This window comes from Leptolyngbya sp. UWPOB_LEPTO1, from assembly GCF_017302695.1.
Classification (GTDB): Bacteria; Cyanobacteriota; Cyanobacteriia; order Leptolyngbyales; family Leptolyngbyaceae; genus Leptolyngbya; species Leptolyngbya boryana.
Map to the genome: position 1 here is coordinate 42,923 of NZ_JAFLCJ010000017.1, position 16,471 is coordinate 59,393.

A 16,471-nucleotide genomic window follows, 5' to 3' on the forward strand; every position below is an offset into this window, starting at 1 on the left:
CCGTGTTCAAACAGATTTTCTTGCGATTTCTGATTCTGTGCTTCGGAGGATGGATTCTTCTGGATGTCATAGCGCGCTTCGGAGCAGAACTTCTCTGGTTTCAGGAAGTCAGCTATCTCCCAGTCTTTCTGCTCCGACTTACGACTCAAGGATTACTGTGGCTTGGGGTGACAGCTATTACGATCGCATATTTTCGCTGGAATCTGAAACGAGCCAATCAACTCAAACATCCATCTCCTCAAGCGGACACCCTCGAACTTCGCAAACCTCCGCTCTCGATTCTGCCCCTGCGCTTAAGAACCCTGTTGCCGCTCACATTCGGACTCAGTTTGCTGCTTGCGTTAATCCTCATTCACTACGGGCAAATCGCAGTGCAGTACTGGCAGATTGGAGAGGTCAACCTACCAATGCCCATTTCGATGTTTAATCTCTTCGCAATTTGGCAAGTTGGACAGCAGATTAGTACACAGGTAGGGTATACATCTGGAGCAATTTTGGCAGCGATCGCTGTACTCGTTTATCCGCAGTTTACGTTGAGTGCGATCGCAGTTGTTTTTGCGGCTCTGCTCGGATTTATTGCTGCACAACACTGGGCAACGGTCTTACAGTATCTTCAACCTACAGCATTTAATGCAACTGAACCGCTATTCAATCGCGACATCGGGTTTTATATTTTTACACTGCCTTTTATTGAGCTTTTAGTTCTTTGGTGGATTGGACTTACACTCTATGGATTTATTGCCGTTGCTTTAACTTATCTCACATCTGGACATAGTTTAAGTGAAGGTAGATTTCTTGGATTTTCGCCTCCACAGCAACGTCATCTGTTCGGTGTGAGTGCTGGAGTGATTGGAACAATCACAATTGGCTATTGGCTCAGTTGCTATGAATTGCTATATTCCAGAAGAGGCGCATCTTTCGGAGCTAGCTATACCGATGTCGTCGCCCAACTCCCGGCTTATATTGCCCTAGGAACAACTGCGAGTGTAATTGCACTTTACCTTTTGGGACGCTGTATCTTTTGGCAGCCCCAATCCAAACGGCGGCGTTGGGTTGGAATTGGCTTAGTGGTGTATGGAGTATTAGCGATCGCAGGGATTTTCATTCCTGAACTTGTGCAATCGGTGGCAGTTCAGCCGAATGAACTGGTTCGAGAGCGTCCCTATATCGAGCGAACGATCGCGCTAACTCGGCAAGCGTTTGGATTGAATGATATTGATATTCAAACGTTTAACCCACAGGGACAGTTGAGTGAAGCGGATCTGCGAAACAATCCCCTCACGATTCGCAATATTCGCCTTTGGGATCAACGTCCACTTTTAGACACAAACCGTCAGCTTCAGCAGATCCGGCTGTACTACCGATTTCCAGATGCAGACATCGATCGCTATACCCTACGGACAGAACCCACTGCGCCGCGAGAACAGCGGCAAGTCCTGATTGCTGCGAGAGAATTAGATTACAACGCGGTGCCGCAAGAAGCTCAAACTTGGGTAAATCGCCATTTAATCTATACTCATGGCTATGGCTTTACGGTCAGTCCAGTAAATACCGTAGCTGCTGGAGGACTTCCCGAATACTTTGTTAGAGATATTGGCAATGAGGGAGAAGGGGCGCTAGTCACGTCAAGTCCATCGATTCGAGAAAGTATTCCGATCGAACGACCTCGCATCTACTATGGCGAAATTACAGATCCTTATGTCATGACGGGAACTCGCCAACGAGAGCTAGATTTTCCGAGCGGAAGTGACAATACCTATAATTCCTATGATGGACGCGGCGGAATTGCATTAAATTCGCTCTGGCAACGGGCATTGTTTGCCGTATATCTCAAAGATTGGCGAGTCCTTGTCACGCGAGAATTTACTCCACAGACCAAACTCCTGTTTCGCCGAAATATCAATCAGCGAATTCGAGAGATCGCACCTTTTTTGATGTACGATCGCGATCCTTACTTAGTTGCTGCTGATAGTAGCACTGCTCCGGCTCAGAACAATCTTTACTGGATTGTTGATGCTTACACCACGAGCAATCACTATCCTTATTCCGACCTAGTAGAAGGAATCAATTACATTCGGAATTCTGTGAAAGTTGTGATTGATGCTTATCACGGGTTTGTTACTTTCTACGTCGCAGATCCCACTGATCCGATGATTCAAACTTGGTCTAGGATTTTTCCCAGTTTATTTAAGCCATTGAGCGCGATGCCAGCAGCACTCCGGCAACATATTCGCTATCCTGTTGACTTCTTCAATTTGCAATCCGATCGCTTGATGACCTATCACATGACTGATCCGCAAGTGTTCTACAATCGAGAGGATCAATGGCAAATTCCGAATGAAGTGTACGGCAGCGAAACGCGCCCTGTTGAGCCGTACTATCTGATTACGAGTTTACCAAATGTTCCATTTGAAGAGTTTATTTTACTGCTTCCCTATACTCCTCGCCAGCGAACAAATTTAGTCGCTTGGCTAGCAGCCCGTGCTGATGGTGAAAATTATGGTCGCTTGCTACTCTATACCTTTCCGAAAGAGCGGCTAATTTTTGGAACTGAACAGATTGAAGCCCGAATTAATCAAGATCCAGTCATCTCTCAGCAAATCTCTCTATGGAACCGCCAAGGCTCAAAAGCAATTCAAGGGAACTTACTAGTTATTCCGATCGAACAATCGCTGCTGTATGTTGAACCACTTTATCTAGAAGCTGATCAAAACAGTTTACCGACCTTAGTTCGAGTGATTGTTGCTTATGAAAATCGCATTGTGATGGCTGAAACCTTAGAGCAAGCTTTGCAGGCTATTTTCCGTGCCGAACCCACGCCTGAACCGATCGTTCGTCCCGTTGAAGCACCTACGCCCTAGTCGAAGACAACTTAACTTAAAGGAATCGCTGCATTCACAAGCGTCGTCAACACTCCGGTTTGTTCTTGTCCGCTCGTCGAAAGGTCGCTGTAGCACAAGAATAAGCGCTCCTCAGCACGGGCTAGTAGATCGAGTAAAATGCGTCGTAATCGTTGTTCATTCATCATCTGAGTATCTTCTACATCCCAGACTCGCCCTGACCAATCTTGCAAAAATAACGGAGCCGCAAATAGTGAATCGACTCCACTTAACCAACGTGACGAGCCTGCATCTAGCCAAAACTGCCACCGATGCGATCGCCGAGTGGAACGATATTGAAACACAGTTGCCAATGTCACCGCATTCGGCTCAATCAACCGGACTGGGAATGGATTTGCAGTGACCGCTCCACTTCTGAGCAGTTGAATAAAATTTCGCACCGTCAGCGATTGAGGTGCATCACTGAGATCGCTCCGGCGCAATCGATCGTCTACTTCCCAATAATGCTGAGCCGTCTCGATCAATTCTCGCAGTCCAGCCAGTTGATCAAAAGGCAGATGACTTCCCCCAAAAAAGAATCGCTGAATTGCTCGATCGAGCATGACGACCGGGCTAGCAATCAAACGATGGTCTAACTGCGATCGTTGTGACTCAATCCAGCGCACAATTCCCTCATAGGCTTCAGAGGCTTGATACCCTAAACGATCCCAGCGAGGAAACGTATTTGCAGCAAGTAAACGCGGTTGGTCTGGATGTGGCTCGAAACAATGATCAGCAAGTAATCCAGCCCGAACCGGATCAATCACATAGGTTGTTGTCAATTCAGTTTTTTGACTGAGAATGACTAACATTTCAGCGATCGTATCTTGATTTGTCGCTCTGCCTAAGCCTGGATAGATCAGCGTCAGTAAAGTGAGCAGCGATCGCACAATCGGGCTACTGGCTAAAGGGCGCTGATCGTTGAGCAACTCGACTGGAATATTTTGGCGGGTCAGAATTTCTCGTAACGCGTAGCGAGAAATCGGATCAATCCCAGGTCCAATTAAAGCAATCTCGCGCGGTTCGACTTGCCCGGATTGCACGCCTTTAATGATCACTTCTGCGGTGTGGCGAATCAATTGTGCCTGAGTCGTGGTCTGAAGCGTTTGAATCGACTCTGGCAAACTCGCAAAAAAGATCGGATCACTGACGAGATCTAAAATCGATTCTCCTAATTGATCGATCAAACAAGGATGAGTACGATCGCTCAGTTCCACGACTGTACAGCGATCGCTTAACTGTGCTAAGTAAGCTGGATCGGCTCCCAAGCCTAATCGCACCGCTCCATTCGGGTTAAAGCTAAACGCGCAAGGGATGTTTCGATCAAGCAAAAAATCAAACAGCGATCGCACAATTGCCGGATACTCATCGAGATCATCTGCGACGACCGCCTGAAACCGCTCTAACAAATGCTGCTGATATACCGGATCATGGAGTAAATAACGTCCGTACAAATCTGTGATCAAGCTATAAGTCAACAATCCTCGCCGCAAGCACCAGGCTCGCCAACGCTGCATCATTTCTCCAATTGTTTCTGGCGACAAAGCTAATTCTGAAATTTTTCCTTCAACTTTTAGTAAGCCTTGATGGAGCAATGCTGGAATTTCCTCGATCGACAAACCACTTAAGGCTGCAAGCTGCATCAAATCTAGAACTCGCCGCACTAATCTAGCTTCAGGAATGCCAGCTTCAGCGATTGCGTGATCTAATTCCACTCGCCAAAGTTTGGTCGCGAGTTCCTGTTCATTCTCAGGGCGCAACCTCAGCGGAAACTGAGCTTTCAGATCTAAGCGTTGCACCAGCAAAGCCCAAAAAAGCGTCACTTCATCCTCAAAGAATCCGAGCGGCGTTGTCGCGCGAAACGGAAATTTTCCTTGCGTTGCTTCGCTAATGCGATCGCTCAATGCCAGACGATTATCTCCGATCGCTGCCAGCACTAAAATTCCAGAGCGCTTCATTTTCATCCATTCGCAAGCTTGTGCCACCAATCGATCTGTTTTGCCGCTGCGAGTGGCTCCTGTAATCCAGACAGATTGAACTGTTTGCTTTTGCACGGAATCGCCTCAACACAATTTGCTAGGATGTTGCTCACCTTTAATGATAAAGATGTTCTTGTATTCTAGATCTTCTGAAAAAGCAGTTTTAGAATAGAGCGATCATTGCAGTTTGCCTCTGCTTCTCCACTGATGTTTGATCTTGCACTTGCTACGTCTTGAGCTATGAACAATAATTCGCTGTTGTCACAATTGAGAAACTACGTTCGGCGTGCTGAACAATGGTATCTCGAAACCCCAGATCGAGCGCTAGATCAGGCTTATGATGCGGCTCTTAAAATTAGAGCGATCGAGAATGAGCATTTCGGCGGACAGAAAATTTCGCCTCGTGCGACTCAGCTTCGAGGGAATGCACTCGCTTATTTTGAAAAAGATTTGCAGAAGTATCTGCGAAACATTCGGATGAGATTGACCGAGTTTCATCGCAGTCGTTCAGCCTTGGCGATTACCAATCCCAATCAAACGGCGGATACATTACGGACGATCGAAACTACTGAGGTAGGAACTGATCGATTTGTGCCGACTGTCCAGGATAAACCCTCCATCACGCTCGAAAAGCTGCGATTTATTGATGAAGTGTTGATGCGATATGCAGAGGAGCAACTGACGTTAGAAGCAGTTTCAGCTTCGATGCTTGCAGTTGAAATGAATGGAAGTCCCGATAAAACAACCAAACCTGACAAAAAGAATTCTGAACCCAATCTTACCGTTGCGGATACTCAAAACATTCCAGCGAATGCAGCCGAAAAGTCCGAAGATTTTGAAAGCCTTTCTGATAAAACTGGGTTACTGCCTCGATCGATTCTCACGACGCTCAATCGGCTGAGGCGAGATCTCGATCCCAAATCCGAAGCCGAAGTGCTACAAAATTACAGAGTTTCAAAGGTCAAAACTTTATTAGCAGTTCGATTCGTTCTCATTTTGATTTTGGTGCCGTTGCTCGTGCAGCAAGGGGTTCGCAATATTGCATTATCGAACTATCTGATTCCGGGTGCGTGGATTACGCAGAATTTCAAAGTTGAAAACCCCGATCGTATTTTTCTCAATGGTGAAATGGCAGAGGAAGCTCTGAGAGAATTGCAGGGCTTCGAGGAACGTCTGAAATTTGAAAATCTGCTCAGAGAGACGTTTGAACGAGAAACCTTGCCTGCTGAAGAACGCGAAGCCAGAGTCAAAGAGCGATCAGAACAAGTTGAGGTGCGAGTTCGAGAAAAAGCGACTGAAATTGCAGCAAGTTTTTCGACTCAAAGTGCGAATGCAATTAAAAATTGGATTGCTGATATCGCAGGCACGATCGCATTTGTCTTAATTTTGCTGAATGGTAAACGCGAGATCGACATTCTCAAATCGTTTATGGATGAGACGGTTTACGGACTCAGTGACAGTGCTAAGGCATTTATCATCATTTTGTTTACCGATGTCTTTGTCGGCTTTCACTCTCCCCACGGGTGGGAAATCATTCTTGAAAGCGTTTCAAAACATTTCGGCTTACCTGCTAATCGCGATTTCATTTTCTTATTTATCGCAACGTTCCCAGTGATTCTAGATACGATTTTCAAGTATTGGATTTTCCGGTATCTAAACCGTGTCTCGCCGTCTGCGGTGGCGACGTATCGGGAGATGAATGAGTAGAAGGAGTAGAGGGGTAGGGAGTGGGGAGAAACGCTCTTACCTTCAATGAAAACTCGAAAGGCTTTTCCTACTTCCCTACTCCCCACTCCCCACTTTTCCTAGCTCGCCAAATACTCCCCCATATCCCCTTTCCGCTTCCGCAATTTCGTCAACGCTTCGCGCTCAATCTGACGGACTCGCTCTCGGCTAATATTTAAGCGATCGCCAATTTTCGCCAGGGTCAACGCCTTGCCATCTTCTAAGCCAAAACGCAACGCTAAGACTTCACGTTGCTGCGGAGTCAAATCTGACATCAACGCATCTAAATCTAGCTTTAGCGAAGTCTGCGCTGTAAATTCTTCGGGCGACATGCCTGGATCTTCTAGCAGTTCCCCTAATTCTGTATCCTGATTATCCCCAACTCGCAGATCGAGCGATAAGGGTACTCGTGCGCGTTCTAGATAATCGCGAATTTGTGCGATCGGCAATTCTAATTCGGTGGCGAGTTCTCCTAGCGTTGCTGCTCGACCTAAGCGTTGAGACAGGCTACGCTGTGCTTTTTTAATCTTATTGAGCTTCTCGGTAATATGAATCGGTAAGCGAATCGTTCGCCCCTTTTCTGCGATCGCTCGGGTAATTGCCTGCCGAATCCACCAGTACGCATAGGTTGAGAATCGATAGCCTTTGGTGGGATCAAATTTTTCGACCCCCCGCTGCATCCCAATCGTTCCTTCTTGGATTAAATCCATCAGTTCGACATTGCGCTTGGTATACTTCTTCGCCACAGAGACGACTAACCGCAAATTTGCCTCAACCATGCGACGTTTTGCGAGTTCTCCCTCCGCTAAAATCTGTCGCAACTCGGTTTCTGAAACTTCAGCCGCCTGTGCCCAAGTCGAGTCATCAGGGCTTGTCCCTAACTTCTCGATTAAGGCATTTTTGACCGAATTGACGATCGCCAATCGCTGTACCTGTTTTCCATAGAGCACTTCTTGTTCATGGGTCAGCAGTGGGACGCGACCAATTTCGCGGAGATAAGCACGGACGGAATCAGTTGGAGTCTGAGCGGTTTTCATATCAAGATCAGAAAGCGATGGGTGTGGGCAATTGGGTGAAATGTCAGACGCTCGAACGCGCGTAAATTCAGAAATCTAAATGAAGGCGGACACGGCTAGAAAATGGTTGCTATGAAGTGCGCTAAGCTTGGGCTGAAAACAGCCTCGCTAGGAAATGGTTACATAGCCATGTGTCAAAGACATGGCGAAAACTCGTAAACTCTGTGTGCCGCTTTTGACCTTTATTAGATTTGTCTAGGTGAATGGTTATATTAAGATTATCTCTTATTATGTTAAGTCTTGTAAAGTTACTGAGAAAAAAATCTTGCTAAAGGAGGATTAGATGCCAATCGGCTCAGCGAAGCACGCCTTAGCCAATACGGTATCAGAAACGAACTTTACGAATGTCTTATCTGTAACAGAATTGAGGAGTTTAGCCAAGTTTCTGCCCCCGATCGAATATGACAATCTGACTGAGGAAACCTTTAAATATTATTAAGAGCACAGTTGAGAAATGAAGGGCGATCGCGGTTAGATTTATATCCGGGTTTGCCGCAAATCGTTATATAGGCATACGCGATCGCTCTTAGAATAGGCATCTATCTTTTGGCAGAAGATTAGAGTGGGAGGTTGGGAAATCGTATCAAGCCTAATGGCTTTCTATTCCCCCCTTCCCCGCTCTGTTCTCGCTCATCGACGTAAATAATCCTGCAAAGCCGTTACAGTCAAAGCTTCAGCCTGCATTGATCGAATCGCCGCTGCCGTCGCTTTTGCCCCTGCGATCGTGGTAATCATTGGAATCTTGTACGTCAATGCTGTTCGTCGGATTAAGCGATCGTCTTCGTGCGCCTCTTGTCCTGCAGGAGTATTGATAATCAACTGAATCTGCTCATTTTTGATAGAGTCCAGCACATGCGGTCTGCCTTCATGCAGTTTGAGTACGAGTTCGACATCTAGCCCATGTTCTTTTAGCGTTTTGCAAGTTCCAGCAGTTGCAACGACTTTAAAGCCAAGCTCCATCAACTCTTTGACTGCCGGAACAACTGCTGTTTTTTCACGATCGTTCATCGACACAAACACGGTGCCTTGACGCGGCAAACGCTGACTGGCAGCGAGTTCTGCTTTGGCATAGGCTTTCCCAAAATCAGAATCGATCCCCATAACTTCGCCCGTCGATCGCATTTCTGGACCCAAAATTGTATCGGTTCCAGGGAATTTCTCGAAGGGGAGAACGGCTTCTTTGACTGAGATGTGCTGTGGAATGATTTCCTGCGTAAAGTTCAAATCAGCCAGGGTTTTGCCGGACATGATTCGCGCTGCCATTTTTGCCAGTGGCACCCCGATCGCTTTCGACACAAACGGCACCGTTCGAGAGGCACGCGGATTCGCTTCAATGATATAGACTTGATCCCCTTGCACCGCAAACTGAATGTTCATCAAGCCAACCACTTTCAAGGCTTTCGCAAGTTGAACTGTCCAAGTCCGAATCTGATCGAGAACGGCTGGTTTTAAAGTGACAGGTGGGATCGAACAGGCTGAGTCCCCAGAGTGAATTCCAGCTTGTTCGATGTGTTCCATAATGCCCCCAATCACGACATGACCGGTCTGATCGGTGATTGCATCCACATCGACTTCGATCGCATTTTCGAGAAACCGATCAACCAAAATCGGATGATCCGGCTCCACTTGAACTGCATACGTCATGTACCGTTCTAACTCAGTGTCCGAGTAAACGATCTCCATCGCTCGCCCACCTAAGACGTAGCTTGGGCGCACGACGACCGGATAACCAATCTCACGCGCGACTTTCTTCGCACCGGAATAATCCCGTGCAAGCCCGTTTGCAGGTTGTTGAATGTTCAACTCGCGCAGGATTTGTTCAAAGCGTTCGCGATCTTCAGCCGTGTCGATCGAGTCCGGCGACGTTCCCCAAATTTTGGTCGAAACTGTGCCTTGTTTGAGGAATGCAGCGAGGGGAACCGCTAATTTCAAAGGCGTTTGTCCTCCGAATTGAATAATCACCCCTTCCGGCTGTTCCATTTCGATGATGTTCAACACATCTTCTTTGGTTAGCGGCTCGAAATATAAGCGATCGCTGGTGTCGTAGTCGGTCGAAACGGTTTCAGGGTTGGAATTGACCATAATAGTTTCAAACCCGTCTTCTCGCAACGCAAAAGACGCATGACAACAGCAGTAATCGAACTCGATCCCCTGTCCGATGCGGTTCGGCCCGCCTCCTAAAATCATCACTTTCCGTCGAGTTGAGGGGGCAACCTCATTCTCTGCATCGTAGGTGGAGTAGTAGTAGGGAGTGAAGGCTTCAAATTCAGCTGCGCAAGTATCGACGGTTTTGTAAACCGGAGTCACATTCAAGGATTTGCGGTAAGCCCGAACTTCGTCTTCAGTCGATTTTGTAGCATACGCAATTTGACGATCGCTAAACCCTTGTTGCTTAATCGCAAGCATTTTCTCTTGCGTCAACTCTTTGAGCGTCAACCGCTTCAGGGTTTTCTCAGTTTCAAGCAAGTCAGACAACTTATCGAGAAACCAGGGATCAATGTTCGTCAATTCATAGATTTCATCGTTCTGCATTCCCATCAGCATGGCATGACGCACGGTGAAAATTCGATCGGGATTCGGCGTTCTCAATCCGGCGCGAATTTGTTCTAAGCTCGGCAGTTTTTCCGGCTTATCACAGCCCCAACCTGCGCGACCCGTTTCGAGCGATCGCAACGCTTTTTGGAACGATTCTTGGAAGGTTCGACCCATTGCCATTGCCTCACCCACCGACTTCATTTGCGTCGTCAAATACGGTTGAGATCCTGGGAATTTCTCAAAGGCAAAGCGGGGGATTTTGGTGACGACATAATCGATCGTCGGCTCAAAACTCGCAGGGGTTTTCTTGGTAATGTCATTCGGAATTTCATCCAGGGAATATCCGACAGCGAGTTTGGCTGCCATTTTTGCGATCGGAAATCCTGTCGCTTTAGAAGCCAATGCCGAACTACGAGAAACGCGCGGATTCATTTCAATCACAACGACTTCACCCGTCACCGGATTGACTGCGAATTGAATGTTTGATCCGCCTGTTTCGACTCCAATCTCGCGAATAATTTTGATCGAGGCATCTCTGAGCCGTTGATATTCTTTATCAGTCAAGGTCTGAGCCGGGGCAACGGTGATCGAATCTCCGGTATGAATCCCCATCGGATCTAAGTTTTCGATCGAGCAAATAATCACCACGTTGTCGGCGAGATCGCGCATGACTTCGAGTTCATACTCTTTCCAACCGAGCAGCGATTTTTCGATGAGAATCTGCGAAACCGGACTTGCATCCAGCCCCGACTGAGCAATTTCCTCGAATTCTTGCTGGTTATAGGCGATGCCGCCGCCTGATCCGCCGAGTGTGAACGCAGGACGAATAATCAGGGGATATGATCCAATCTGATGCCCGATCACTTTTGCTTCTTCGAGCGTTTCTGCGAGTCCGGATGGGCAGACCCCGACTCCGATCCGCTCCATTGCTTCTTTGAATAATTTGCGATCTTCCGCCATCTCGATCGCAGGTAACTTTGCTCCGATCAATTCGACGTTATATTTTTCCAACACGCCGCTTTTTGCCAGCGAGACGGCAAGATTGAGCGCAGTCTGACCGCCCATCGTCGGCAATAGTGCATCCGGGCGTTCTTTAATAATGATTTGCTCGACTAACTCAGGAGTCAGGGGTTCAATATAAGTGCGATCGGCGGTTTCGGGATCGGTCATAATTGTCGCCGGATTTGAGTTCACTAGAACCACCTCAAATCCTTCGTCTCGCAGTGCTTTACAGGCTTGAGTCCCAGAGTAATCAAACTCGGAGGCTTGCCCGATGACGATCGGACCGGAACCAATGAGCAAAATTTTGTGCAGATCTTGGCGACGGGGCATAGTAAATTTACGCTCTTCTTTCTAAATCCAAACCATTCTAGAGGCTTTCGATTCGATTTCTGTACTGCCTTTATCTAATCCCAAGGATCAGTGCGCTTTTTCTTGTACCCATGCCATTAATGGACGCAATTGGGCAGGCATATTCGTCTCACTAACTTGGATCGTGTGCGATCGTTCATCAGTTTCGATCGATAACTGATATCCAAACCGATCGGGCTGAGGAGCGCGATCGATGACCGAATTCAGTTGAAAAAAATCTGCGTCTTTGACTAATTGTTCTAGTTCTTGCGCTTCAGACAGGGAAAGATCCTGAGTATCGATGGTTCTCATGATCATTAACCCCGCGAACCCGCCACTCTGCTCTAGCGTGACTTTCATCTTTCCCTCTGAAATTTAAATCACTCCAACGGTTCTCCAAGCATTTTGAACGGCTTGTTGCTCTGTGCTATCTATGCCGTATAACTCAGATGCGATCGTTTCGGTTGCCCGCGCTGCGTCTTGGAAATTCGATGAAGTCCGTAACCGCTCGGTCAAGGCAATGTACCAAATCTTGCCCGCTTTTTCCCAGGCATATCCGCCTAAGGCAGATGCTACTAGGTAGAAGGCGCGATTGGGAATTCCAGAATTGATATGCACTCCGCCATTGTCTGCTGTTCCTTTGTAGAGATTTTTCATCTCTGCAGGCTGGGGATCTTTGCCGAGCACTCGATCGTCATAAGCTGTTCCGGGAGCTTTCATCGATCGCAATGCCTCGCCATTGACTTTAGCAGTCAGCAATCCGGCTCCAATCAGCCAATCAGCCTGATCTGCCGTCTGATTCAAAACTTTCTGCTTGACTAAAACGCCAAATACATCCGAAAAAGACTCATTCAAGGCCCCTGACTGTCCTTGATAAACCAGTCCTGCTTCAGTTTGGGTAATGCCGTGTGTCAATTCATGAGCAATCACATCCAGCGAAATCGTAAAGCGATTAAACAATTCCCCATCGCCATCGCCATAGACCATCTGGCTACCGTTCCAGAAGGCGTTATTGTAGCGCTGCCCGTAATGAACTGTCGAATTGAGGCGCATTCCATAGTCATCGATCGAGTCACGCTCATAGACCTCTTTGAAAAAGTCATAGACGGCTCCTGACCCATCAAATGCCTCGTTAACTGCAACATCGGATACGGCTGGAGATGTTTCTCCCCGTACGATTCTCCCAGGCAACCTTGTTCTATTTGCTGCGTTATAAATTGTTCGACGTTTTTCATTTGCAGCGACAAGGAAAGGCTGGATGGCTGCACCTATGACTTCCCGCCGTCCTCGAAACTGTTCTGAAACCCGAAGATTTTGTAATGCCCAATCGCGCTGAGTCTCAGTTCCATTGATAATGATGCGATCGGTGATATGAGGCGGCACGATGCAACAGATTGTACAAATATGCTGATCTCTACGGCGGCAGCGAGATTGACGACGGTTTCTCATATGTAGATTGCTCCTAGTCTCTTTCAAAGTGAAGAATCTGACTTGCCTGTAGCGCTCATCCACTTTAAATCGCTCTGAGACAGAGTTCGGCTCTAACTACATTTTCTTCAGAAAGTCGCGATCGTAACTTGCTTAAGAGTTGTTTGAGTAAGTTCCGGCGTAGCCGATAAATCCTTTTAGCGTACGATTGATGCGGATTCCAGATCCACCTTCGTGGTGAATCTCAACAGTTTCAGCTGGGTCAAGATTAAATGTCTGTGCGAGCAATAAATTCAGTGTGATGGCTTGAAATGCAACTGTGGCACAGTCGCTCAGATGCCGGGTGATCGTAATTGGGATTCCCGATGGGTCGAATGTGCCAATACAGACTGAAATTGTTGTGTTGTCTTCCATATTTTTAGGAATCTGTGAGTGCTTTGATCCAATTATTCACCTGAGATCGCACTCGATTACCCGAAATCTCAGATTCTGGGATCAAATTCAGCGCCCGGCGATAATCAGCCATCGCGAAATTCCAATCGCCTACTAAATGGTGCGCTCTTCCTCGGGCTGCATAAATGTGGGCTTCCAATATCGAATTGTCGTCGAGATTAATCGACATTAATTCTTTGATTTGCAGAGCGTGTTCAAAATTTTCGATCGCGTCTACGTATAATCCCAAATCCCGAAAGGTAATGCCTTGATTTAACCAAGCTCGAATATTGGTAGGGTCAAGATCGACTGCCATGTCATAATCTGCGATCGCGGCTTCTAATTCTCCTTGAGCCGCATAATAATTGGCGCGATTATTATAAGCCCCTGCGAGTCGAGGATTGAGTTGGATCGCTTTGTTGTAGTCTTCGAGCGCGGCATCTTGATCACCGCATTGAAAATGGACTAAACCTCGATTGTTATAATCCAGCGCATTTTCAGGATTGCGATCGATCAAAATGGTCAATCCCGCGATCGCTTCTACATAATTGCCTTGTCGAGCTTCTGAGAGTGATCGCCGCCGAAGTAGGCGATCTTGAGCAGAAGCGTCAAGCCAAGTCGTTGGACGCGAAGAACGCTGAGCGTTGAACCGGGTAGGATTGGACGATCGACGGCTCGGAGCCGCAGCACGCCCAGAAATGACTGCACGGTTCTTTTGAGTATTTAGGGAACTACCATTTAGAGATGTACGAGCGTTCATGCCATCCTCACATGTCTATGAACTAAAGTTACCGACTCGCTAACTGAATTCTTTCTGCCCTAGTGCCACAAATGAATACGTCTACGGTCAGAGATTGGATGTTCTCAAACAGCAGAGCATAGATTTTCTGCATTTTAGGGGTCAGAACTCACTACACGAGAGTCCGATTCCATTTCTGAAACGAGCCATTTCATAGCCGTCAAAAAAACACCAGAACTTTAGACATCAACAGGAAGGGATAGCGGTTAAAGGTTTCCGTAACTTTGCGGAATCTTCGCACCAGCTTTGCACAGTCTTAAAGTTCCCACTCAGTATTATTTTGTCTCAAATCATCCAGAGTTTTAGTAAGAATACGGAGGCTGTTTTGGATTTTGCAGCGATTCGGCGATCGACACGGCAGCCAACTGTGGGATTTTACAATACGAATGCGAACTCGCAGCGTTGCTTCATACTGTGCAGCCAATGACGACTTCGGACTACTATTGACTTGACTCTATAGTGAACCGCTAAGATATGTTTCACATTTTCTCCAAGCATTTAGTATTCTGAAGTCTGCGACCCTCTTCAATTTTTGATTTTTTCATCGCAGTCCTAATTTCTCTACAATCATGAAATTCTCTGTATTCCACACGCCCGAACTGACCCCAACCCAAAACGCTGCGGATTGTGCGATCGCGATTGATGTTCTTCGAGCCACAAGTACGATCGCAACGGCGCTATCCTCAGGTGCGGATGCTGTGCATGTCTTCAGCGATATGGACAAACTCATGCACCAAAGTGAAGCCCTTCCGCCCGAAAAACGGCTTCGGGCAGGAGAACGGGGCGGCAGTAAAGTCGAGGGCTGTGATTTAGGAAATTCTCCACTTGACTGTACTCCTGAATTAATGACGGGTCGTCATCTGTTCATCAGTACGACGAATGGCACTCGTGCTCTGCAAAAGATTCAAGCTTCGCCAACAGTACTGGCGGCAGCATTAATTAACCGCAAAGCCGTTGTTGATTATTTGGTTGAACATCAGCCGGAAACTGTTTGGATTGTCGGTGCAGGATGGGAAGGGTCTTTTGCGCTAGAAGATACGGTGTGTGCTGGCGCGATCGTCCAAAGTGTGGCTGAGCGACTGGGTTGTTCTCTAGAAGAATTGATTGGCAATGACGAAATGGTTGGTGCAATTTCGCTGTATCAACAGTGGAAAAGTAATCTGCTCGGTTTGATGTACCATGCCAGCCACGGCAAGCGGTTGCTCCGATTGGATTGCCTCGAAGATCTGAAATATTGCGCTTCGTTGGATACGCTCAATGTTCTGCCGATTCAGCGTGAGATTGGCACATTGGTCAAACATGCCGTGGTCGCTCATGCTGCGTAGTATCTCATGAAGATTAGAAAAGATTAAAAATTCTGCTAACCTCCGGTTTGTCGCGCTGGAGGCTTTTTTTTGGAAGCGGGTAGCGAGAATCGAACTCGCAACTAAACCTTGGGAAGGTCTCGTTTTGCCACTAAACTATACCCGCGCTGAATTTCTAAATCATAGCAAAATCAGCACTATCTCAATCTTACAAGAATTGGAAAAATTGAATCGATTGCAATTAAGGACTGATATCGGACTCAATTCCTTGTTTTCAAAAATTCTTAAGATTTGAATCGATTAAGAAGAACGATCGCGAACTCTAAACTCAAGGATTGATGATTCTTAGCACATCGATCGCGAACTCTGGAAATGCCAAAGGATTGAGAGTGCCGCCTTTTGCTCGGAATTCAGTTTCATATTCTCCACCTTCAGGATTTCTCATGACGATCAACTCGTGGGTTTGAATACTGACAATCCAGTACTCCTGAATTCCTGCTTCAGCATAAATCTTTGACTTGATCTCTAAATCTTTCTTTAACGTGGAGTCTGAGTATTCGATTAGCCAGAAGATGTTCTCAGGATAAGGATAATGAGATCTATATTCTCGACGCTCACAGACTGAAATATCTGGCTCAGGCTCACTTCCATTGGGTAAGGTGATCGGCTTGGCATTTCTGACTTTCGCCCGATCGCCCAAAAGCAGGAGGAGATATTCATGTGCCTCGCTGTTAGAATCCGCATGATCAGGGCTTTCTGGAGCCATCTCGATAATCTCTCCACGTAAAAGCTCAACCTTTTTATCGGCTAGGAATCCTTGCTCGATTAACCTGTGGTATTCCTCGATCGTCCATTTCAAGTGGGGGAGAACTATCATAAGGTTCTTTATCAGAGAGACGATGAACTCAGTTACCTAAAATTTTGACACACTCGCAAAGCTTGGATTCGATAGTCTCTTTCATCA

12 protein-coding genes and 1 tRNA gene are annotated in these 16,471 nt (G+C 46.9%); 4 read left to right on the top strand and 9 right to left on the bottom strand.

The features are described from left to right. Nucleotides 1-2: 2 nt before the first annotated feature. A complete protein-coding gene (locus J0L70_RS22670; RefSeq protein ID WP_287455942.1) occupies nucleotides 3-2,861 on the top strand; it encodes a UPF0182 family protein in 2,859 nt (952 codons plus the stop codon). Between the two features lie 11 nt (nucleotides 2,862-2,872). Here J0L70_RS22670 and J0L70_RS22675 read toward each other — a convergent pair whose 3' ends face one another. After that, on the bottom strand, nucleotides 2,873-4,933 hold the full coding sequence (locus tag J0L70_RS22675; RefSeq protein WP_287455943.1) for a recombinase family protein: 2,061 nt from the start codon (nucleotides 4,931-4,933) through the stop codon (nucleotides 2,873-2,875). Between the two features lie 165 nt (nucleotides 4,934-5,098). Here J0L70_RS22675 and J0L70_RS22680 point away from each other — a divergent pair, with 165 nt between their 5' ends. Beyond that, entirely contained in the window at nucleotides 5,099-6,565 is a 1,467-nt protein-coding gene (locus J0L70_RS22680; protein WP_287455944.1) for a proton extrusion protein PcxA, read from the top strand. A gap of 98 nt (nucleotides 6,566-6,663) precedes the next feature. Here J0L70_RS22680 and J0L70_RS22685 read toward each other — a convergent pair whose 3' ends face one another. Then, nucleotides 6,664-7,620, bottom strand: coding sequence for an RNA polymerase sigma factor, RpoD/SigA family (locus J0L70_RS22685; protein WP_287455945.1), 957 nt, complete (start codon nucleotides 7,618-7,620; stop codon nucleotides 6,664-6,666). A 322-nt stretch (nucleotides 7,621-7,942) separates the two neighbouring features. Between J0L70_RS22685 and J0L70_RS22690 the strand changes: the two genes are divergently transcribed. Next, nucleotides 7,943-8,098, top strand: a complete 156-nt coding sequence (locus J0L70_RS22690; protein ID WP_154660818.1) for a hypothetical protein — start codon at nucleotides 7,943-7,945, stop codon at nucleotides 8,096-8,098. 191 nt (nucleotides 8,099-8,289) lie between these two features. On the opposite strand, the gene carB is transcribed toward J0L70_RS22690, so the two are convergent. From carB to J0L70_RS22715, 5 genes are all read right to left on the bottom strand, one after another. Further along, nucleotides 8,290-11,526, bottom strand: coding sequence for a carbamoyl-phosphate synthase large subunit (gene carB, locus J0L70_RS22695; RefSeq protein ID WP_017285733.1), 3,237 nt, complete (start codon nucleotides 11,524-11,526; stop codon nucleotides 8,290-8,292). A gap of 87 nt (nucleotides 11,527-11,613) precedes the next feature. Then, a complete protein-coding gene (locus J0L70_RS22700; protein ID WP_268182296.1) occupies nucleotides 11,614-11,904 on the bottom strand; it encodes a protealysin inhibitor emfourin in 291 nt (96 codons plus the stop codon). 15 nt (nucleotides 11,905-11,919) lie between these two features. Continuing rightward, nucleotides 11,920-12,993, bottom strand: a complete 1,074-nt coding sequence (locus tag J0L70_RS22705) for a M4 family metallopeptidase (protein ID WP_287455946.1) — start codon at nucleotides 12,991-12,993, stop codon at nucleotides 11,920-11,922. Nucleotides 12,994-13,125: 132 nt separating this feature from the next. Further along, entirely contained in the window at nucleotides 13,126-13,386 is a 261-nt protein-coding gene (locus J0L70_RS22710; RefSeq protein ID WP_017285730.1) for a hypothetical protein, read from the bottom strand. A gap of 4 nt (nucleotides 13,387-13,390) precedes the next feature. Continuing rightward, nucleotides 13,391-14,164, bottom strand: a complete 774-nt coding sequence (locus J0L70_RS22715) for a tetratricopeptide repeat protein (RefSeq protein WP_287455947.1) — start codon at nucleotides 14,162-14,164, stop codon at nucleotides 13,391-13,393. 608 nt (nucleotides 14,165-14,772) lie between these two features. Between J0L70_RS22715 and J0L70_RS22720 the strand changes: the two genes are divergently transcribed. Beyond that, nucleotides 14,773-15,528 carry a 2-phosphosulfolactate phosphatase family protein gene (locus tag J0L70_RS22720; protein ID WP_017285728.1) on the top strand — a complete coding sequence of 252 codons (756 nt, stop codon included), beginning with the start codon at nucleotides 14,773-14,775 and terminating at the stop codon, nucleotides 15,526-15,528. Between the two features lie 74 nt (nucleotides 15,529-15,602). Here the strand turns inward: J0L70_RS22720 and J0L70_RS22725 are convergent. Together J0L70_RS22725 and J0L70_RS22730 are read right to left on the bottom strand one after the other, a co-directional pair. Beyond that, a tRNA-Gly gene (locus tag J0L70_RS22725) sits at nucleotides 15,603-15,673 on the bottom strand. Nucleotides 15,674-15,835: 162 nt separating this feature from the next. Further along, nucleotides 15,836-16,384: a Uma2 family endonuclease gene (locus J0L70_RS22730; protein ID WP_287455948.1), complete on the bottom strand. Its 549-nt coding sequence runs from the start codon at nucleotides 16,382-16,384 to the stop codon at nucleotides 15,836-15,838. Between the last annotated feature and the right edge of the window lie 87 nt (nucleotides 16,385-16,471).